We start from the raw sequence: 19,507 nt of genomic DNA on the forward strand, positions 1-19,507 counted from the left end.
GGCTGGTGACGACAACGCTATGGATCAGCCGTGCGATCTCCCACGGTCAAAGGTCCCGTTCCGCCGGGTAGCACGTCCCCGATCAGCAAGGCAATACGGTTCTTCGGTCCTAATGCACTGCCAAACCGGGACTAATTGCTCTCATCTGCGATGTCGCCTCAGTTCATGCTTGGTGCAGGACGACTTACACGGAGGTATGGCTGTGACGCAGGTAGTGCTAGGCCGTGATGTAGTCATCAAGGCAATCCAGGCCGCGTGCCGGGCGCCGTCGGTCCACAACAGTCAGCCATGGCGTTGGGTTATGGATGAGGAACTCAAGCTCTTCCTCGACGTGAACCGCGTACTACGCGTCGACCCGTCGCAGCGCGAGGCCTTGATCAGCTGCGGTGCCGTGCTGGATCACTTTCGGGTGGCTGCGGCCGCTTTCGGTTGGCTAGTGCGACCGGAGTACTTCCCGAACCCCAATGACCATACGCACTTGGCAACAATGAATTTCACCAAGATGCAGTACGTTACGGATGCGCATCGCGATCGCTTACATGCCCTTGAGCGGCGCTACACCGATCGACTCCCCTTCCTGCCGCCGCGCCGGTGGGCGGTGACCGAGCAGCTACTCCGGCAGGCGGTCAGCGACCGGGCCTTCCTCGACGTCCTCGCCGACGGGGCCCGCCCACGCGTCGTTGAGGCGGCTCAGCTCAGTGAAGGACTGCGCCAATATGATTCGGAGTACAAGTCGGAGATCGATTGGTGGACTGCCCCGTTCAAGCTATCCGAGGGAATCCCGGACAGCTCATTGCCCTCCGAGGAAGAAGGAAATCGAGTCGATATCGGCCGCGATTTTCCTTTCGCGCGGCATCGGGAGCGCCGTGCCGCCGTGCCGCAGGATAGGGCAACTCTGGTGGTGCTCTCGACCGGCGATGATTCTGCGCAGGACTACGTGAAATGTGGCGAAGCCTTGTCGGCCTTGCTGATTGAAGCAACCGTTGCCGGGTCGGCCACCTGCACGCTGACCCATGTCACGGAGCTTGTTGCGAGCCGCCAGATCATCGAGGGCATCACTGACCGCGACTACCCGCAGGCGGTGGTCCGGATTGGCACAACGCCGCCGCTGGATCCGATACCGGCTCCCACGCCGCGGCGGCCGCTCTCTGCTGTCATCGAATTCGCGGGTACGTAGCTTTATGCCGAGCGCCGCGGCGCACGCGCTAGGGAACGAGCACGGCGGCGCCGGTGATCCGGCCGGCGGCAAGATCTGACAGAGCATGGTCCGCATGCCGGAGGTCGTATCGGGGGCCTGCCAGGTGGAGACGATGTGTCGCGGCGAAGTCGAGGAATGCCCGCGCGTCGGACCGGGTGTTTGCCGTGACCGATCGAATCTGCCGCTCCTGGAACAGGTGCTGCTGATAGTTCAGCGCAGGAATGTCTGTGAGGTGGATACCGGCGATGGCCAATGTGCCTCCCCGGTCAAGCGCCGCCAACGCGGGCCCCACCAACTCCCCGACCGGCGCGAACAGTATCGCGGCGTCCAGCGCAACGGGAGGCGCATCGGCAGGCCCCTGCGCCGAGCTGGCACCAAGCTCGAGGGCAAGCAGTTGGGCGTCCTTCCCCCGGGTCATCACGTGGACCTCGGCGCCCTGGGCCAGGGCGACCTGCGCGGTGATGTGTGCGCTGCCGCCAAATCCGTATAGGCCTAGGCGGCCCCCCGCGGGCAGCTCTGCACGCTGCAGTGAGCGATAACCGATGATGCCAGCACATAGCAACGGGGCAAGCTCGGCGTCGGTGTATCCCGCGGGCAGCGCCAATGCGTAGGCTGCGGGCACCACCGCGAATTCTGCGTACCCACCGTCGGCATCCCAGCCTGTGTACAAAGATCCGGGACAAAGGTTTTCGTTGCCACGGAGGCAATACCTGCACGCACCGCACGTATGCCGAAGCCATGGGATGCCGACTCGATCGCCTACCGTGAAGTCCGTGTCGTCCTGCTCGCCCAGTCTGACGACTTCGCCAACGATCTCGTGTCCGGGCACAACGTTTGGCCTGTGCGGGACCAGATCACCCTCGGCGACATGAAGATCGGTGCGGCAAACCCCGCAGGCAAGCATTCGCACCAGTAACTCGCCCGGGTGAGGCTCGGGCACTTGCACACGCACACGGCGCAGGGGCCCGCTCGCGATGAGGCCCGGCCGCTGAACCTGCCAGGCCAGCATCTCCGTGTCCATGGCTGCCTTCTTCCACTCTGCTCACGAATGAGCCTACGAGCTCAATGGTCGCTTTTCCGGCGGCCCCCGCGATCCACCAGGGCATTGAAGTCTGATTCCCAGCGCGCATACCGGAGCCGATCGATGCGCCGGAGCACCAACCCGACGGTACCGACGATGAGACTCGTCATTGCCGTCCACAGCAGGACCGCGGCGGCAATGGCATCAGCCGCGGCGTCCCCGCGTGACGTCGGTGCCGACACACTGCGACCAGTAGGATCAACCCACATCAGGAACCTGTCTCCTGTATTGAGATCTGCACCGTAGCGGACAGTTTCGTGATATTGCACGCCCCCGACGCTCCACTGGGCTGGTACCAAAACGACCGCGCTGTACCGGGGTGCCACCGCGTGACTATCGCCGGTTGCCACTGCCTGCACCCGGTGGCGTGTGTGCAATTGTTCGCTGCTGGTTCTGCTTCCGGCGTCGTACAGAGCTGTGCCGACCGCTCCCGCAACCGACAACATCACCAACGCCGCGAGCAAACCCACCAGCTGTACTGCAGCCGCGACCCGATCGTAGCCCCGGACCAAGGGATGGCGCCGGAACAATCTGGTAAGCAGGACCTGCACATAGCCAAACGCCAAGACATTCATGACATCTCCTAGGCCGAGCATCTGCGGTAACCAGCTGATCGTCGCATCGGGTGCGTCCACGCTGCAGAGACCGCGGCCTCCACTTGACCAGGTCATTAGTCACGGTGCGCATCAACCCTTTGACACCGCGGGGCGCATACCACTGGCAGGGAATCGGGGACTTACGACTCCGCCCTGCGCCCGAAATCGGTCCTACCGTCAGTTCAGCCGATCAAAGGGCCGGCGACCGCGTTCGATCACCCAAAGGAGTGAGTCCAATGACTGATACCGACCGGCACGGCCCCGTAGTCGTTGGCATTGACGGTTCACGGGCCGCTATTCACGCGGCCGAATGGGCCACAGATGAAGCAATCACCCGAGATGTGCCGTTGTGCCTGATTCATGTGACCAGGCCCGTGGTCACTGCCAAATCTTTTGTGGACCAATACAACATCGACAAGGAGTACGCAGAAACATCACTGCGTGATGCCGCGTCCGCTGTCAAGGCGACCGGAAAGCCCGTCAAGGTCGACTGCGTGATCCGCCACGGGCTGGCCTCGGATGCCTTGGCCGCAGAGTCACGCACCGCCAGTCTCGTGTGCGTTGGCTCCGAGGGATTCGGGAGATTGGCGAGTGCCTTTTGGGGTTCCACCGCAACCGAAATCGCTAAGCGTGCGCACTGCCCCGTCGCGATAGTCCATCGACCGGTGTTTGTCGCACATGGGCTTCCCGCGTGGATTGCTGTGGCTGTCAACGGTCCTCAGGACACGGACACCGTCATCGACCACGCGGTGCAGGAAGCACGACTTCGCCATCTTCCGATTCTTGCGGTGGGCACCTGGCAAGAAGACATGGGCGCATCGCCCTACGACGAACTCGATAGACGCGTGACGAGCCTGCGTGAACGTTATCCAGACGTCCACATGTACCCGGTTGCGGCACGCTCCGATATCGGTCATTTTCTCGCCGACTGTGATGAACCGATCCAACTGGCAGTAGTGGGACGTGCAGATATTCCACATGTCATCCGTATGCGGCCTTCAGCAGAGCACGGCGACCGCACCATCCTGATCGTTCGCAACTAACAACTCATGATGACGAACGGGGTTGAAACGACATGATATCCAAGAACCATCATGCGGGGATCGTGGTCGGGGTCGATGGATCGGCCTGCGCCGACATGGCGGTTCGTTGGGCCGCACAAGAATCGAGCATGCGCAACGAACCGCTGACCCTCATCAGCGCCTTCGACATCGAACAAACCCATGTCTACGACCAGCAGTTCCGTGAGCGGATCTATCAGTCGCGCGAACGTCAAGCGCAATTGGTCCTGGAAAACGCCCAGCGCATTGCCGAAGAGGCCGCCGGGTGCGCATTGCCCTCCGCACGCGGCCGAGTGGTATTCGGGCATCCGGTGTCGGCGCTCGTCGACGCGGCACAGGAATCACGCGTGCTCGTTGTCGGCAGCCGAGGACAACGCGCGCTCGATCGTCTGTTGCTGGGCTCGGTCAGCACCGCTGTCCTGCACCACGCGCGATGCCCCGTCGCGGTGATCCACAACGAGGCAACACTCGACGACCACGCACCTGTCCTACTCGGTGTCGACGGCTCGCCCACATCAGAGAAGGCGACAGCTATCGCCTTCGATGAAGCATCACATCGGAAGGTTGGGCTCATTGCCGTGCACGCCTGGCACATGCCCAACTTCTTCGAACCGGCATTTGACCTGCGTGCCACGGAAACCCAAGAAAGACAAACACTCGCCGAACGACTGGCAGGATGGCAAGAACGCTACCCCGACGTGAAGGTCGACCGCCGTGTCGTGTGTGAATACCCCGGCCCGTACCTCATCGCCGAGTGCACGCACGCCCAGCTTGTCGTTGTCGGCAGTCACGGCCGCGGAGGCTTCGCCGGAATGCTGCTCGGCGCAGTCAGTTCTGCCGTCGCTCAAGCCTCGCGAGTACCCGTCATCGTGGCACGGCGACCATGAATTTCGGTGCCCGCACCGCACATGCAAGAAATCGCTAGCCAAGATCGGACAATCCGCAGTTCGACGTCATGTGGCTGAGCCAGTTCACTTGCGCCACTGTAGTTTCTGGTGTCACATAGCGAGCTATTTTGTCGGTGGGTGTCGTTAGTATTCGAACGTGGGTTCGATTGGGGTGTTGGAGGCGGTGGTTGATGCCTTCTGCGCCGAATCGCGCGATGGGTTGACTGCCGCTGAGGCGTTGACGGTGCTGGCCCGTGTGGAGGTGGTGCAGCGTCGGTTGTCCGCCCATGGGTTGGGGCTGGTGCCGAGGGTGACGTCGCAGGCCTCGCCGGTCGAGCTCGGTGGCACTTCTTATGCGGATGTGATTGCGCGGCGGTTGCATATCGGTAAGGGTGCGGCCCGGCGCCGGATCGCCGATGCCGAGCAGTTGGCGCCGCGGCGGGCGTTGACCAGTGAGGTGCTGGCACCGCAGCTGCCAAATGTCGCCGCCGCGCTATCTCGCGGCGATATCGGGGACGAGCATGTGCGGATCATCCGGCAGTTCTTTGATCGGCTCCCGGTGGTGGTGGATGCCCCGACCCGCCAGGGCGCCGAACAACAACTAGCCCAGATGGCCGTCCGGTTTGGGCCCGAGGCGCTGCGTATCGGTGCCGACCGCATGATGGCCCTGTTGAATCCGGATGGTGAGTTCGCCGATGTGGATCGGGCGCGGCGGCGCGGAGTCACGATCGGGCAACAGGGCTTTGACGGCATGTCACCCATCAGCGGCCTACTGGATCCGGAGACGCGCGCCTATCTGGATGCAGTGTTCGCCAAACTAGCCGCACCCGGCATGTGCAACCCGGCCGACCAGAGCCCTCTCGTGGACGGGGAACCCAACCCGGAAGCCGCCGAACACGACCACCGCTCGGGTGCCCAACGCCACCACGACGCACTACGCACCTGCCTGCGCGCCACCCTGGCCTCCGGTGATCTGGGTTCGCACCATGGACTGCCGGTCACCGTCGTGGTCACCACCACCCTGGCCGAGCTCGAAGGCGCCGCGGGCATAGCGGTCACCGGCGCCGGCACCAGGCTGCCCCTGCGTGATGTGATCCGCATGGCCACCCACGCCCACCACTACCTGACGATTTTCGATGATGACGGTCGACCGTTGTATCTGGGATGTTCTAAACGCATCGCATCGGCAGATCAGCGGATTGTGTTGCACGCCCAAGACCGCGGCTGCACCCACCCCGACTGCCACGTGCCCGGATACCTGTGCGAAGTCCACCACATCACCGAATGGGCCGACGGTGGCCCCACCAACATCGACAACCTCACCTTCGCCTGCGGCCCCCACCACCGCCTCCTCAACCACGGCTGGACCACCCAAAAACACCAAGACGGCACCACCCAATGGATACCCCCACCACAACTGGTTCGGGCGTAGCGTCCGAGTATGACGCAAGTTATGCGGACTCAGGTGTGTGTCGCCGGCGGAGGCCCCGCAGGTTTGGTGCATGCCCTGCTGCTGGCGAGGGCCGGGATCAACGTTGTCGTCCTGGAAAAGCACGCCGACTTTCTGCGCGATTTTCGGGGGGACACCGTTCACCCCACCACCATGCGCATCATGGATGATCTCGGGTTTATCGACGAGTTTCTGCGGCTGCCACACCAGAAGGTCGATCACATCGCCTTCGATGGCGACGGGCGGTTGCGCACCTTCGGCGATTTCCGCGCGCTCGCGTGGTTGGGGTACAAGCAGCCATATATCGCGTTCATGCCGCAGTGGGATTTCCTGGACTTCTTGGCTGAGAAGGCCGAGCAATACCCGGAATTCACGCTCATCCGTAATGCGGAGGTCACCGATCTGATCGTCGATGATGATGACCGAGTGACAGGCGTGCGTACACCCGACCTGGAGGTGCATGCCGAGCTGGTCATCGCGGCTGACGGTCGCACCTCTGCCGTACGCGCCGCGTCGGGACTGGAAATCGCCGACGAGAGTTCACCGATGGATGTGCTGTGGTTCCGGTTGAACCGGCGACCGGGTGATCCCGACGAGACATTTGCGGTACTGCGTAAAGGCCTGCTGTTGGCCATGATCCATCGCGGCGACTACTGGCAGGTCGCCCACCTCATGCCCAAGGGTGCCGGCCCGCATAACGGCTCGCTGGACGCATTCAAGGAGCGCTTGATCACGGCACGCCCCCAGCTGCGCGAGCACGTGAATGATCTGCGGTCCTGGGATGACACCAGCCATCTCGATGTCCGGGTCGACCGGCTCAAGACCTGGTGGCGCCCCGGCCTGCTGTGCATAGGCGATGCCGCGCATGCCATGTCGCCCGCAGGCGGAGTCGGCATCAACCTGGCTGTCGCCGATGCAGTGGCAGCTGCGAACATCCTCGTGGATCCGCTGCGCGAGGGACGTGTCACCGACGAGGATCTCGCCAGGGTGCAACGCCGACGCGAACTGCCGACCAAGATGGTGCAAGCGTTTCAGGTGTTCGTCCAGAACAACGTCATCAAGCCGGTTCTCACCGGCGACCTGTCCCCCATCAAACTGCCATTCTTTGTCGGACGGGGCCCATTCAAGTTCGTGCCGCCGATCGCGGTCGGCAGAGGCCTGCGTCCGGAGCGCGTACACACCCCGGACGTGCACTAGCGCCGCGACTCAGTGGGCCGCGGCATCCCAGCTACGGCCATACCCCACCGAAACCTCAAGTGGCACATCGAGCGGATACGCCGAACCCATGGTTTCGCGTACCAGCGTCTCGAGCGTGTCCCGTTCACCTTCGGCCACTTCGAAGAGCAGCTCGTCATGCACTTGAAGAAGCATGCGCGACTGTAAACCCTTGTCGCGCAGCGCTTTATCGGTGGAAATCATCGCGACCTTGATGATGTCGGCGGCGCTCCCCTGGATCGGCGCGTTGAGTGCTGCGCGCTCGGCCGCCTCGCGGCGCAGGCGATCACCACTGTCCAGATCGGGCAGGTAGCGGCGCCGGCCGAGCACCGTCGAGGTGTATCCGTCCTTGCGTGCCTGATCCACCACGGCGTGCAGGTACTCACGAACGCCGCCGAACCGCGAGAAGTACTGATCCATCTGCTCTTTGGCCTCGTCATTGGAGATCTTGAGCTGGGTGGCCAGGCCATAGGCCGACAGCCCGTACGCCAGGCCGTAGGACATGGCCTTGACCCGCCGGCGCAGCTCGCCGGTCACCTCGTCGATCGGCACCCCGAACGCCCGGGCAGCCACGAACGAGTGCAGGTCCTCGCCGGTGTTGAACGCTTCGATAAGACCCTCGTCGGCCGACAGATGCGCCATGATGCGCATCTCGATCTGGCTGTAGTCGACAGTCATCAACTCGGCGTAGCCCCCACCGACAACGAAGCCATCGCGGATCTCACGCCCGGCCTCGGTGCGCACCGGGATGTTCTGCAGGTTTGGCTCTGTCGATGACAACCGGCCCGTGGCCGCGATCGTCTGGTTGAAGGTGGTGTGAATACGTCCATCCGCGGCAACGGATTTCAGCAGCCCGTCGACGGTGACCTTCAGCCTGGTGACATCACGGTGAGTGAGGAGGTGCTCCAGGAACGGGTGCCCGGTCTTGTCGAAGAGCGTTTGCAGCGCGTCCGCATCGGTCGTATAGCCGGTCTTGGTCTTTTTGGTCTTGGGCATACCGAGCTCGTCAAACAGCACCACCTGAAGCTGTTTGGGAGAGCCCAGATTGATCTGCTTCCCGATCACCGCATAGGCGGCGTCGGCGGCCTCCCGGATACCGGTGGCGAATTGGTTCTGTAGCGAGGTCAGATGGTCGATGTCGACCGCGATACCGACCGACTCCAACCCGGCCAGCACCCGTAGGACCGGTAGTTCCATCTCGGTGAGCAGTGCCGCCGACTCGATGCGTTCGAGTTCGACGTCGAGCGCATCGGCGAGGTCGATGACGGCACGGGCACGCAGCATCTGGGCCTGGGATTGTTTGGCTCCGTCCGCACCGTCTTCATCGAGTAGCGAAAGCTGTTGCTCTCCAGTGTCTTCGGCGCGCAGCTCGCGGCGTAGGTACCGCAACGACAGGTCGTCGAGCGCGAAGCTACGCTGCCCGGGGCGCACCAGGTAGGCGGCGAGAGCGGTATCGGAGGTGACGCCGGCGAGTGGCCATCCGCGCCCGGTCAGCGCGTGCATGGCCTGCTTCGCCTCATGCAGGGCCTTGGGGCGAGCCTCATCGGCGAGCCACTCGGCCAGAGCTGCCTCATCCTCTGGGGTGACCGTTGTGGTGTCGATGTACGCACCATCTCCGTCGGCGGACGCGATGGCCACGGCCGTGGCATCGCCGTCATAGGGCGTGTATGTCCCGACTACCGCGAGGCCGCTACGACGGCCATCGGCTGTGTGTGCGGTCAGCCACTCGGCGACGGCTCCCGGCTCCAACGCCTGTCCCGCCAGCTGGAAGCCCTCGTCCACTTCGGGCTCCACCGCCTCCAGGGTCTCGAACAACCTGTCGCGCAGCACCCGGAATTCGAGATCGTCGAACAGGCGGTGTATCTGGTCGCGGTCCCAGGGGGCCAAGGCGAGCTGGGCGGGCACATACGGAAGCGGCACCGTCCGCACCAGATCGGTGAGCTCGCGGTTCAGGACCACCGATGCCAGGTTCGCGCGCAGCGAGTCGCCAACCTTTCCGCGCACGGTATCGGCCTTGTCGATCAGCTCTTGTAAGGAGCCGTACTCGAGGATCCACTTGCTGGCGGTCTTCTCGCCGACCCCGGGGATCCCGGGCAGGTTGTCGCTGGGGTCGCCCCGCAATGCCGCGAAATCGGGGTACTGGGTGGGCGTCAACCCGTACTTCTCGACCACGGCCTCCGGCGTGAACCGGGTGAGCTCGCTGACTCCCTTGCGCGGATACAGCACTGTCACGTCCTCATTGACGAGCTGCAGTGCGTCGCGATCACCGGTGACCACATAGACCTTGAAACCCTCGGCCTGCCCCTGGGTCGCCAGGGTGGCGATGATGTCGTCGGCCTCGAAACCTTCCTCGGCGAGCACCGTGATGCCCAGGGCCTGCAGCACTTCCTTGGTGATGTCGATCTGTCCGCGGAACTCGTCGGGCGTGGCCGAACGAGTGGCCTTGTATTCGGGGTACCGCTCCGAGCGGAATGTCTTGCGGGAAACGTCGAAGGCGGCGGCCACATGCGTCGGGGCCTCATCGCGCAGCAGGTTGATCAACATCGAGGTGAACCCGTACACCGCGTTGGTGGTCAGGCCGGACTGTGTCTTGAAATTCTCGGCCGGGAGCGCATAGAACGCCCGGAACGCCAGCGAGTTACCGTCGAGCAGCAGCAGGGTCGGCTGTTTGGTCTCGGTCTTGGTTACAGGCGCAGTCACCCTCCTACCCTAAGCAACGGGGGCGACAGCACCTACGACCCCGACGCCTCCCCTGATCCGTAGGACCGGGTGATGATTTCCAGATAGTGGCCCGACGGGTCGCGGAAGTACACCCCGCGGCCGCCATCATGGTGATTGATCTCGCCCGGATGTTGGGCCCGCGGATCTGCCCAGTGCTCGAGACCGCGATCAGTAATGCGGCTATAGATTGCGTCAAAGTCGTCCTCGTCGACCAGGAAGGCATAGTGCTGCGGGGTGATGTCGTCGCCCGCGATGGTCGCAAAGTCCAGATTGCCGCCGTGTTCGAGGGTCACATTGAGGAACGGGCCAAATTCCTGTGCGGAAGGCAGTCCGAAGATCTCGGTGAAGAAGCGCGCGGACGCGTCGCGGTCATGTGAATGAATAATGGTGTGGTTGAACGCGATACCCATGGAACCTCGCTACTTCGCCATCGACGGATTGTCAAGGCTAGCGTCGAATAGCGCCCGGTGGCCGCGAATGGCCTCGTGATGGCCGCGGGCCCAGAGGACCAAGGCGGCGGAGATGCTGTGCAGGTCGAGTCCCAACGGCGTCAGCGCATACTCCACCCGCGGTGGCACCTCGGCGAACGCGGTGCGCGTGACGAGTCCGTCACGGCGCAACAACATCAGCGTGCGGGTGAGCATGCGCTGCGAAATGCTCGGCACGGCGTCGTGAAGCTCGGTGTATCTGCGAGGGCCGTCGTGCAGCGTCGCGATGATCAGCACACTCCATTTGTCGCCGACGCGGTCCAGGACCTCGCGGATGAACTCGCCCTCGGCTAGCCCCACGCCGGCGCAAACACTCGGCAAAACAGAGCTCTCACGTTCCGTCACTACGCACATCCTTGTTCGCCAGCGCACACCCGTGTGCCTTTTGTAGGAGGTTCAAAACATCTTCATGATGGTGCTACGCACAGATCAGAAGAAATGATACGACCAGGAGGTTAAGGATGAACAGAACCATGCTCGTGCTCGGGGCTGGCACTGGCACCGGCGCGGCGGTAGCTCGGCGATTTGGCCGTGATGGTTTCCACGTCGCGGTGGTGGGACGCAGACGTGAACCCCTGGACTCGTTGGTGGCAGATCTCCTCGACGACGACGTACTGGCCACCGCGTTTCCCACAGACCTCACCGACGCGGTCCGCGTTGCCGAGCTCCTTTCGGCGGTGACCTCCGCGCTGCCCCCGATTGAGGCCATTTACTACGGCCCCTCGTCGCCTGTCGCATTCACCGCCGCCCGCGAACTCACCGTGGCCGAGGCCGACCGTTACTGGGGGCTGCTGGTGCGTCCGCTGATCCACACGGTGTCCGCGGTACTTCCCGGAATGATCGAACGAGGGCGCGGGACGATCCTGTCCACCATCGGCGGAACAGGAGCCAGGGCTATGCCCGAGATGAGCGGACCCGGGCCGGCCGCGGCCGCAGCGCGAAACTATCTGCAGGGACTGCATTCTGAAGTGGCACCGCACGGTGTGTACGTCGGGCTGCTGACCATCGGGGCGCTCATCCTCGGTAGCGAGATGGCGGCCGTGACACCTCGCGATGCCCACGAGTTCCCGACGGTCGAATCAGTAGCGTTGGCCGAGCAGTTGTGGGACATGTCAGCCGTCCGGAACACGTTCGAGAATTTCGTGCCGTCGGACTCGATATTTGGGCCATGATCCCGCCAGGCGGGACACAAAACTGACACACGTTTCAATTCGCCCATGAGCATGGGTAATCTGACCGGGTGCCTACAGATCAAGCCCCTGCCGTCGACGGCTGGTTCGATACCGACGAATCCGGTCAGCCACACCTGATAGGCGGCAAGTGCACGCAGTGCGCCACCATCGTGTTCCCGCCGCGTGCCAACAACTGCCCCAACCCGGCCTGTGACAGCGATGTGCTCGATCAGGTGCCGCTGTCGTCTCGTGGCACGGTCTGGAGCTACACGGAGAATCAGTACGCACCTCCTCCCCCCTATCCGGCGTCCGACCCATACGAGCCGTACGCGATCGCCGCGGTCGAACTGGCGGCCGAGGGCATCATCGTGCTCGGCAAGGTGGTCGCGGGCACCGGCGCTGCCGACCTGAAGGTGGGTCAAAGCATGGAACTCGCACTCGAACCGCTCTACACCGACGACGAGGGCGTGCAGCGTCTGGTCTACGCATGGAAGAAGGTCTCGGCATGAGCCGCACCCCGGATCCGGTTTACATCCTCGGCGCGGGCATGCACCCGTGGGGTAAGTGGGGACGTGACTTCACCGAGTATGGCGTCGCCGCGGCCCGCACCGCACTGCAGGACGCCGAATTGGATTGGCGCCAAATTCAATTCGTCGCCGGAGCGGACACCATTCGCAATGGTTACCCGGGCTTCATCGCCGGCTCGACCTTCGCCCAGAAGCTGGGATGGAACGGTGTACCGATCAGCTCGACGTATGCGGCCTGTGCCAGCGGTTCGCAGGCGCTGCAGAGTGCCCGCGCGCAGATTCTCGCCGGTTTCTGCGATGTGGCATTGGTCATCGGGGCCGACACCACCCCGAAGGGCTTCTTCGCGCCGGTGGGCGGCGAGCGCAAGGCCGACCCGGATTGGCAGCGTTTCCACCTCATCGGCGCCACTAACCCGGTGTACTTCGCGATGCTCGCGCGGCGCCGGATGGACCTCTACGGTGCGACTGCCGAGGATTTCGCCCAGGTGAAGGTCAAGAACTCCCGGCATGGTCTGAACAACCCGAACGCCCGGTTCCGCAAGGAGTCCTCCGTGGAGGATGTGCTGGCCAGCCCCGTCGTGTCGGACCCGCTGCGGCTGCTGGACATCTGCGCCACCAGCGACGGCGCCGCGGCCCTGATCGTGGCCAGCGCCGATTTCGCGAAGAAACATCTCGGCTCGGTCGAGGGCGTCCCGTCGGTTCGCGCGGTCGCCACCATCACCCCCAAGTATCCGCAGCATCTTCCTGAACTCCCCGATATCGCTACCGATTCCACCGCGGTGGTGCCGGCGCCCGAGCGCGTGTTCAAGGATCAGATCGTCGACGCCGCCTACGCGGAGGCCGGTATCGGTCCCGAGGACGTGAGCCTCGCCGAGGTGTACGACCTCTCGACGGCCCTGGAGCTGGACTGGTACGAGCACCTGGGCCTGTGCGCCAGGGGCGAGGGCGAGCAGCTGTTGCGCAGCGGTGCCACGACGGTCGGCGGACGGATTCCGGTGAATGCCTCCGGTGGCCTGGCCTGCTTCGGCGAAGCCATCCCGGCCCAGGCCATCGCGCAGGTGTGCGAGCTGACCTTCCAGCTACGCGGGCAGGCCGGTGATCGGCAGGTCGAGGGTGCGCGGGTCGGGATTACCGCCAACCAGGGCCTGTTCGGCAACGGTTCGTCGGTCATCGTCGCGCGCTAGCCACGCGCCGTGGTGATCGCGCCGCGGTGATCGTGGGGCGTTAGCCTCAAGCGATGGAACGACAGTTCCACGCGTACGGCCCGTCGCATTGGGTGATTCTTGCCGTATTCGTGCTTGGCGCAGTGCTGTTGGTGTCGTGCGGGCGCAGCCTCGCCGAGATCCGCGCGCGCCTGCTCGGTCGTGCGCTCGGCGCCGTGACGGCGATCATCTATGCCGTCATCTTGATCGCCGGATGTATTCCTCTGCGCATCGACGTCTCGGTACCCCTGCGGCTGACCGACCTGGCCACCGTCGTCGCGGCGTACGCGCTGTGGTCCCAACGGCATTGGGCATATGCGTTGACGTATTACTGGGGACTGGTGCTCAGCAGCCAGGCGCTGATCTCCCCCGTGCTGACCGGCCCCGACTTCCCGGACTACAGGTTCCTCGGGTTCTGGTCGATACATCTGCTCGTCGTGTGGGCGGCGATCTATCTCACCTGGGGTCGGGGCATGCGTCCCACGTGGCGTAGCTATCGCCTGACCGTCACTGTCACGTTGTCCTGGGTCACTCTCACCATGGCGTTCAATGCCATCGTCGGGTCGAATTATGGCTTCCTCAACGAGAAGCCCTCAACGGCAAGTCTTTTGGATCTGATGGGTCCGTGGCCCTGGTACGTGGTCTCCGCGACCGGGTTGGTTCTCACGGTCTGGGCATTGATGACCTGGCCGTGGGAGCGATCCGCGGGTAAAACGGGCGAAGGTCAGACAACGCCGAGATAGGCGGACCGCACGCTGTCGTCTTGCAGCAATTCTCGTCCGGCGCCCGATCGAACGACCGAACCGGTCTCCAGAATGTAGGCGTGATCCGAACGGCTCAGCGCCTGCTGTGCATTTTGCTCGACCAGAACCACCGTCGTCCCGGAGGCGTTGATCTCCTCGATGATGTTGAAGATCTTCGTGATCAACAACGGCGCCAGACCCATGGACGGCTCATCGAGCAAGAGGATCTTGGGCCTGGCCATCAGGGCACGTCCAATGGACAGCATCTGTTGCTCGCCGCCGGAGAGAGTGCCGCCCTCTTGGTGCCGGCGTTCGGCGAGCCGCGGGAACAATGCGTTGATCCAGTCGAGGCGTTCCCGGCGCTCTGCGCGCGACTTGAATTTTCGCCCGTAACAACCCATTTCGAGATTCTCGGCGACGGTCATGCCGGGGAAAATCCCCCGCCCTTCGGGCGCCTGGACGATTCCCGCCTTGACGCGCTTGTGCGCCTTCATCTTCGAGATGTCCTGGCCCTCGAAGAAGATGGTCCCGGCACTGAGCGGGACCAGGCCGGAGATGGCGCGCATGGTGGTCGACTTGCCGGCGCCATTGGAACCGAGCAGGGTGACCAGCTCGCCCTCGCGGACATCCAGGGACAACGTGCGCACAGCCTGGATTGGGCCATAGTGGACCCCGACGTTGGTGAGTTTCAGCTGTACGGGAGGCACTTACCTCTCGCTTTCGGTATCGGGCACAGCCGAGTCGAGCCAACCAGGTCCGGGACCGGGTCCGTGGAATTCCTCATCGGCCACTCCTAGGTACGCCTCGATCACCGCCGGGTCGTTTCTGACCTCGGCGGGCAGGCCGTCGGCGATCTTCCTGCCGAATTCGAGCACGACGATGCGGTCGGTGACGCCCATGACCAGCTTCATATCGTGCTCGATGAGCAACACGGTGTATCCGTAGTCGCGGATGCGCTGAATCAGCTCGATCAGCGATTCCTTCTCACTGGGGGTGAACCCGGCAGCCGGCTCGTCCAGACAGAGCAGTTTGGGTTCGGTGGCCAGCGCCCGCGCGATCTCGAGTCTGCGCTGGCTGCCGTACGGGAGATCCTTGGCCTTGATGTCGGCGACATCGGCGATGCCGACGAAGTCGAGCAGCCCCAACCCCACGTCGACGGCATAGTGTTCCTCACGACGGTGCCGCGGTGTGCGCAGTAGCGCCCCCAGTACCGAGGTCTTGTGCCGGGCATCCGTACCTACCGCGACATTCTCCAGGGCCGTCATCTCGCCGAACAGCCGGATGTTCTGGAAGGTCCGGGCGATCCCGCGCCGGGTGATCTGGTGCCGCCGCAGTCGGCGCATCGCTTTCCCGTCGAACACGATGCTGCCCGATGTCGGCTTGTACACGCCGGTGATGGCGTTGAAGCAGGTCGTCTTGCCGGCGCCGTTGGGACCGACCAGGCCGAGGATCTCGCCACGCCTGATATCGAAGCTCACCCCGTCGAGGGCTTGCAGGCCACCGAATTTGAGCGTCAGTTCCTTCACCTCGAGCAGCACCTCGGCGGTGGCGGGATCGGTCGTGTCGTCGAGATCGTCGGCAAGGTCGACCGCGGTATCGGATCCGGCGAACTCGACAACTTCCTGCTCGTCCTCGGGACTGTCGTTCTCGTGCTCGGTCATGCCGGGGCCTCGGCTTCCTCGGGCTTCTTCGCGCCAAACCGCTCAGATGCCTTGCGCCAGTAGGCCATCAGCTTCTGCTGCGCCGGGAACAAACCCTGGGGCCGGAAGATCATCAGCACGACCAGCGCCAATCCGAAGAACAGATACTTCAGATTGCCAAGGTCTACGCCCTGTACCTGCACGCCGAGAAGGCGGTTCGGCAGGTACACGATGATGAACGCGCCGAAGATCACGCCGAGCTTGTTGCCCTGCCCACCGAGCACCACGGCGCACAGGAACAGCATCGAGTTGATGATGTTGAAGGTGGGCGATGCCACGTACTGGACCTGGCCCGCGTACAGGGCGCCGGACAATCCGCCGATGCTGGCGCCAATCACGAAGGCCCACAACTTGAACCGAAACGTGGGAACCCCCATCATCTCGGCGGCGTCCTCGTCCTCCCGAATGGCCACCCACGAGCGGCCCACTCGGCTGCGCTCCAGATTGCCCATCAGTATCAGCACCACCGCGATCAGGCAGAGACCGAGCCAGTACCACCACACGCCATAGTTCAGGTGGCCACCAGAATTGCCGCTGGAGAAGACACCGCCGCGGACGTACTGCTCCCCCACATGCGGATACGCGATCTTGTGTAGGCCACGCGGCCCGTTAGTGACCTCCAGATTGTCGGCGAGCAGCCGGATGATCTCGCCGAATCCCAGCGTGACAATGGCCAGATAGTCGCCCCGAAGGCGCAGTGTGGGTGTGCCCAGCACCAGGCCGAAGAAGGCGGTGATCGCCACGGCGATGGGGAGACAGGACAACCATGCCCAGCTCGAACTGAAGAAGGCCGATGTTCCCATGCGGTTCCACGGACTGTCGGGGCTGGTGAGCAACGCGACCGTGTATGCGCCGATGGCGTAGAAGCCGACATACCCCAGGTCAAGCAACCCCGCCTGCCCCACAACGACATTCAGGCCTATCGCAATCAGCGCTACCATCGCGAACTGGGCCATCACCGGGCCGAAGGCGGTGTTGGGAGTGTCCAGGAGCGGGATCTTCCACACCGGTAACAGCGCCATGAGCGCGAATCCGATGATCCCGTATGCCCACTGGACCGGGCGGGCCAGCTCGGACCACCACCGGCGTATCGAGTCGCCCGGTGCCAGAGCGCGCGCGGCCGTCATGCCTTCGCCCGCCCGAGACTCTCACCGAGAATGCCGGTGGGACGGAACATGAGCACCAGTACCAGCAGGACGAATGCCACCACGTCGCGCCATTGGGTGCCGAACACCGCTTGTCCGTAGTTCTCCATCACGCCCAGCAGCAGGCCGCCCAGTAGCGCACCGCGCAGGTTGCCGATACCACCGAGCACGGCGGCAGAGAATGCCTTGATCCCCAACAGGAATCCGCCGGAGTAGATGATGCCCTGCGGCACCTTCAGCGTATAGAGGAGCGCGGCCGCCCCGGCCAACAGTCCACCGATGACGAACGTCGTCATGATGATGCGTTCGCGCGACACGCCCATCAGCGTCGCCGTCGTCGGATCCTGCGCGACCGCACGGATACCGCGCCCGAACTTGGTGTGGTTGATCGCGATATCGGTCAAAAGGGCCAGCACCAGGGCCGCCGCCACCACCACGATGGTGACATTGGTGAGCGTGGCCTGGAACGGAATGTGGTGGCCGCCTATGTCAAAGGGGCCAAACGTCCATACCGGCCGGGGCGTCACCAGGCGGATCGGCTGCTGTGCATTACTGCCGCCGTAACCCTTCAGGATCTTCGGCAGCACGAAATGCACGAATTCCTGGATGACAAAGGACATCCCGATGGCGGTGATGAGGAACGTCAGAGGCCGCGCGCCGCGGCGACGCAGCGGGCGGTAGGCGACCGCTTCCAGTCCCAGCGCCGTGGTGGCCGATACCACCATCGCGACGAGCATCGCGACACCGAGATACAGGACGGTGAGCGATACGCCCTTGTTGTAGGCATTACCTCCGGGTGTGAAGCCGAGTATGACGTCCAGGGCGAAGTACGCCCCGAACATGCCCAGCATGAAGACCTCGGAATGCGCGAAGTTGATGAGGCGTAACACCCCGAAGACGAGCGTGTAGCCCACCGCGACCAGCGCATAGATGGCGCCCCACGCCAAGCCGTCGATCGTCAGCTGACCGATGCTGTTCCACAGTCCGTGCAGATCGAATGAAATTGTGCTGGCCTGCACACCTGTCTGTGCCATCCACCCCGAAATCATTTGCGGCTGAGCCTAGTCCCCTCGTATGTCCTACGTGACCTTATACACCCAGATAAGCGTCGAGGTTAGCTCTCCGTTCTCGTTCCACTTGTACTCACGCGCCACACCCTGCCCCTGGTAGTTCCGCACCCAATCAACCAATCCAGCCCGGGTGGTCTTTCCGGCGTCGATTCCCTTGACCAGGATCGTCGCCAGGTCATACCCCTCGGTGCTGTACGTCCCCGGCTCCTGTGAGAACTTAGCGGTGTATTCCTTGGCGAAGGTGTCCGACGCGGGCCCACACGGGCAGGACAGCAGCGCGTCCTTGGCGGAATCGCCCGCCTGCTTCACGAACTCCATGTCCTTGGTGCCGTCCGCGGACACGAACGTCGCGGTCACTCCGGCGTTGCGCAGCTGCTGTACCAAGGGGGCCGCTTCGGCGTAGTAACCGCCGAAGAACACGGCATCAGGTGTGGCGCTCTTGAGCTGAGTGACCGCCGCGGAGAAGTCCTTGTCCCCCTTCTTCACCGAGGCGTTGCAGTCGGTTCCGAGCGTCCCGCGTACCGCGTTGGCAAGCCCGGAACCGTAGTCGGTGCTGTCGTCGACCACGCAGATCTTCTTGTACCCAAGCGTCTTCTTGAGGTAGTTGGCAACGGCGGGGCCCTGCACTCCGTCATTGGCCAGGCCCCGGAAGAACGTCTTCCAGCCCTGCTGGGTGAGTGTCACGTTGGTCGCCGAGGCGGTCGTGGAGACCAGACCGGCCTCACTGAAGATCTGGCCCGTCGACTTGGTTTCCCCAGAGAACCCCGGCCCGATCAGCCCGATAATGGTCGGGTCGCCGATGATTTGCGGAGCAATATTGCTCGCATTCTGCGGCAGCCCCTCGGTATCGAACTCACGGAGTTTGATCTGGCATCCGGGATTAGCGGCGTTGTGCTTATCAATGGCCAGTTTCGCCCCGTCGAGAATGTTGATTCCCAGCGCCGCATCCGGGCCGTTGAGTGCACCGGCCATCGCCAGGGAAATATTGGCGCACTGCGCCTTTCCATCACCGGCGGGATCGGCCGCCGACTTCACGTTGGACGCAGGTACCTCGGACCCGTCCTGAGCGATCTGCACCAAGGGCGAGATCTTCAGGGTGGTCTGATTCGACTCGTCCGACTGAGTGCCGGCATGACAGCCGGCCAGGGCGAGGGTCACCGCGCCCAGCATGATCACACTCGCGCGTGCACGCACGATTACCTCCGGATGGCTGGGGCTGACAGGGCGAAACAAAAACGCTGATCAGAAAAC

19 protein-coding genes are annotated in these 19,507 nt (G+C 63.6%); 9 read left to right on the forward strand and 10 right to left on the reverse strand.

Going from position 1 to position 19,507, the window contains the following annotated elements; genetic code table 11:
• Positions 1-202: 202 nt before the first annotated feature.
• On the forward strand, positions 203-1,177 hold the full coding sequence (locus tag DSM43276_RS11485; protein WP_211196722.1) for an Acg family FMN-binding oxidoreductase: 975 nt from the start codon (positions 203-205) through the stop codon (positions 1,175-1,177).
• A 28-nt stretch (positions 1,178-1,205) separates the two neighbouring features.
• On the opposite strand, the gene DSM43276_RS11490 is transcribed toward DSM43276_RS11485, so the two are convergent.
• Both DSM43276_RS11490 and DSM43276_RS11495 read right to left on the reverse strand, forming a co-directional pair.
• Complete coding sequence (locus DSM43276_RS11490) at positions 1,206-2,207, reverse strand: zinc-binding alcohol dehydrogenase family protein (RefSeq protein WP_078331573.1); 1,002 nt, start codon at positions 2,205-2,207, stop codon at positions 1,206-1,208.
• 53 nt (positions 2,208-2,260) lie between these two features.
• Positions 2,261-2,914 (reverse strand): Rv1733c family protein, encoded by a 654-nt coding sequence (locus DSM43276_RS11495; RefSeq protein ID WP_234803130.1) that lies wholly within the window; start codon positions 2,912-2,914, stop codon positions 2,261-2,263.
• 197 nt (positions 2,915-3,111) lie between these two features.
• Between DSM43276_RS11495 and DSM43276_RS11500 the strand changes: the two genes are divergently transcribed.
• From DSM43276_RS11500 to DSM43276_RS11515, 4 genes are all read left to right on the forward strand, one after another.
• Positions 3,112-3,918 (forward strand): universal stress protein, encoded by an 807-nt coding sequence (locus tag DSM43276_RS11500; protein ID WP_078331542.1) that lies wholly within the window; start codon positions 3,112-3,114, stop codon positions 3,916-3,918.
• Positions 3,919-3,950: 32 nt separating this feature from the next.
• The gene (locus DSM43276_RS11505) at positions 3,951-4,823 is read left to right on the forward strand and encodes a universal stress protein (RefSeq protein ID WP_078331541.1); all 873 of its coding nucleotides are present in this window, start codon (positions 3,951-3,953) and stop codon (positions 4,821-4,823) included.
• Positions 4,824-4,980: 157 nt separating this feature from the next.
• The gene (locus tag DSM43276_RS11510; RefSeq protein ID WP_136629052.1) at positions 4,981-6,255 is read left to right on the forward strand and encodes an HNH endonuclease signature motif containing protein; all 1,275 of its coding nucleotides are present in this window, start codon (positions 4,981-4,983) and stop codon (positions 6,253-6,255) included.
• Positions 6,256-6,264: 9 nt separating this feature from the next.
• Entirely contained in the window at positions 6,265-7,470 is a 1,206-nt protein-coding gene (locus DSM43276_RS11515; protein WP_078329980.1) for an FAD-dependent oxidoreductase, read from the forward strand.
• Between the two features lie 9 nt (positions 7,471-7,479).
• Here the strand turns inward: DSM43276_RS11515 and polA are convergent, their stop codons facing one another.
• The 3 genes from polA to DSM43276_RS11530 are packed head-to-tail and all read right to left on the reverse strand — an operon-like array spanning position 7,480 to position 11,042.
• A complete protein-coding gene (polA, locus tag DSM43276_RS11520; RefSeq protein WP_078329979.1) occupies positions 7,480-10,188 on the reverse strand; it encodes a DNA polymerase I in 2,709 nt (902 codons plus the stop codon).
• Positions 10,189-10,220: 32 nt separating this feature from the next.
• Positions 10,221-10,619 carry a VOC family protein gene (locus DSM43276_RS11525; RefSeq protein ID WP_078329978.1) on the reverse strand — a complete coding sequence of 133 codons (399 nt, stop codon included), beginning with the start codon at positions 10,617-10,619 and terminating at the stop codon, positions 10,221-10,223.
• A 9-nt stretch (positions 10,620-10,628) separates the two neighbouring features.
• Positions 10,629-11,042 (reverse strand): winged helix-turn-helix transcriptional regulator, encoded by a 414-nt coding sequence (locus tag DSM43276_RS11530; protein WP_412458670.1) that lies wholly within the window; start codon positions 11,040-11,042, stop codon positions 10,629-10,631.
• A 116-nt stretch (positions 11,043-11,158) separates the two neighbouring features.
• Between DSM43276_RS11530 and DSM43276_RS11535 the strand changes: the two genes are divergently transcribed.
• From DSM43276_RS11535 to DSM43276_RS11550, 4 genes are all read left to right on the forward strand, one after another.
• Positions 11,159-11,869 carry an SDR family NAD(P)-dependent oxidoreductase gene (locus DSM43276_RS11535; RefSeq protein WP_078329976.1) on the forward strand — a complete coding sequence of 237 codons (711 nt, stop codon included), beginning with the start codon at positions 11,159-11,161 and terminating at the stop codon, positions 11,867-11,869.
• Positions 11,870-11,937: 68 nt separating this feature from the next.
• Complete coding sequence (locus tag DSM43276_RS11540; protein WP_078329975.1) at positions 11,938-12,378, forward strand: Zn-ribbon domain-containing OB-fold protein; 441 nt, start codon at positions 11,938-11,940, stop codon at positions 12,376-12,378.
• On the forward strand, positions 12,375-13,580 hold the full coding sequence (locus tag DSM43276_RS11545) for a lipid-transfer protein (protein ID WP_078327101.1): 1,206 nt from the start codon (positions 12,375-12,377) through the stop codon (positions 13,578-13,580). Before DSM43276_RS11540 ends, DSM43276_RS11545 begins: the two co-directional genes overlap by 4 nt.
• Positions 13,581-13,633: 53 nt before the next feature.
• The gene (locus DSM43276_RS11550) at positions 13,634-14,341 is read left to right on the forward strand and encodes a YwaF family protein (protein ID WP_078329974.1); all 708 of its coding nucleotides are present in this window, start codon (positions 13,634-13,636) and stop codon (positions 14,339-14,341) included.
• Here the strand turns inward: DSM43276_RS11550 and DSM43276_RS11555 are convergent.
• The 5 genes from DSM43276_RS11555 to DSM43276_RS11575 are packed head-to-tail and all read right to left on the reverse strand — an operon-like array spanning position 14,323 to position 19,450.
• Complete coding sequence (locus tag DSM43276_RS11555; RefSeq protein ID WP_078326937.1) at positions 14,323-15,048, reverse strand: ABC transporter ATP-binding protein; 726 nt, start codon at positions 15,046-15,048, stop codon at positions 14,323-14,325. The genes DSM43276_RS11550 and DSM43276_RS11555 overlap by 19 nt on opposite strands.
• Complete coding sequence (locus DSM43276_RS11560; protein WP_078329973.1) at positions 15,049-16,002, reverse strand: ABC transporter ATP-binding protein; 954 nt, start codon at positions 16,000-16,002, stop codon at positions 15,049-15,051. It abuts the gene before it with no gap.
• Positions 15,999-17,168, reverse strand: a complete 1,170-nt coding sequence (locus tag DSM43276_RS11565; RefSeq protein WP_078329972.1) for a branched-chain amino acid ABC transporter permease — start codon at positions 17,166-17,168, stop codon at positions 15,999-16,001. The genes DSM43276_RS11560 and DSM43276_RS11565 overlap by 4 nt, the downstream gene beginning before the upstream one ends.
• Positions 17,165-18,235, reverse strand: coding sequence for a branched-chain amino acid ABC transporter permease (locus tag DSM43276_RS11570; protein WP_078329971.1), 1,071 nt, complete (start codon positions 18,233-18,235; stop codon positions 17,165-17,167). Before DSM43276_RS11570 ends, DSM43276_RS11565 begins: the two co-directional genes overlap by 4 nt.
• A 30-nt stretch (positions 18,236-18,265) precedes the next feature.
• On the reverse strand, positions 18,266-19,450 hold the full coding sequence (locus DSM43276_RS11575; protein ID WP_109556128.1) for a branched-chain amino acid ABC transporter substrate-binding protein: 1,185 nt from the start codon (positions 19,448-19,450) through the stop codon (positions 18,266-18,268).
• Positions 19,451-19,507 lie beyond the last annotated feature (57 nt).

This window comes from Mycobacteroides salmoniphilum (assembly GCF_004924335.1).
Classification (GTDB): domain Bacteria; phylum Actinomycetota; class Actinomycetes; order Mycobacteriales; family Mycobacteriaceae; genus Mycobacterium; species Mycobacterium salmoniphilum.

What these genes read in the sequence shown, in the direction of transcription:
- DSM43276_RS11545 (WP_078327101.1), top strand. Translation starts at nt 12,375, where the DNA reads ATGAGCCGCACCCCGGATCCGGTTTACATCCTCGGCGCGGGCATGCAC.
- DSM43276_RS11500 (WP_078331542.1), top strand. Translation starts at nt 3,112, where the DNA reads ATGACTGATACCGACCGGCACGGCCCCGTAGTCGTTGGCATTGACGGT.
- DSM43276_RS11550 (WP_078329974.1), top strand. Translation starts at nt 13,634, where the DNA reads ATGGAACGACAGTTCCACGCGTACGGCCCGTCGCATTGGGTGATTCTT.
- DSM43276_RS11515 (WP_078329980.1), top strand. Translation starts at nt 6,265, where the DNA reads ATGACGCAAGTTATGCGGACTCAGGTGTGTGTCGCCGGCGGAGGCCCC.
- DSM43276_RS11505 (WP_078331541.1), top strand. Translation starts at nt 3,951, where the DNA reads ATGATATCCAAGAACCATCATGCGGGGATCGTGGTCGGGGTCGATGGA.
- DSM43276_RS11560 (WP_078329973.1), bottom strand. Translation starts at nt 16,002, where the DNA reads ATGACCGAGCACGAGAACGACAGTCCCGAGGACGAGCAGGAAGTTGTC.
- DSM43276_RS11570 (WP_078329971.1), bottom strand. Translation starts at nt 18,235, where the DNA reads ATGATTTCGGGGTGGATGGCACAGACAGGTGTGCAGGCCAGCACAATT.
- DSM43276_RS11565 (WP_078329972.1), bottom strand. Translation starts at nt 17,168, where the DNA reads ATGACGGCCGCGCGCGCTCTGGCACCGGGCGACTCGATACGCCGGTGG.
- DSM43276_RS11490 (WP_078331573.1), bottom strand. Translation starts at nt 2,207, where the DNA reads ATGCTGGCCTGGCAGGTTCAGCGGCCGGGCCTCATCGCGAGCGGGCCC.
- DSM43276_RS11535 (WP_078329976.1), top strand. Translation starts at nt 11,159, where the DNA reads ATGAACAGAACCATGCTCGTGCTCGGGGCTGGCACTGGCACCGGCGCG.
- DSM43276_RS11525 (WP_078329978.1), bottom strand. Translation starts at nt 10,619, where the DNA reads ATGGGTATCGCGTTCAACCACACCATTATTCATTCACATGACCGCGAC.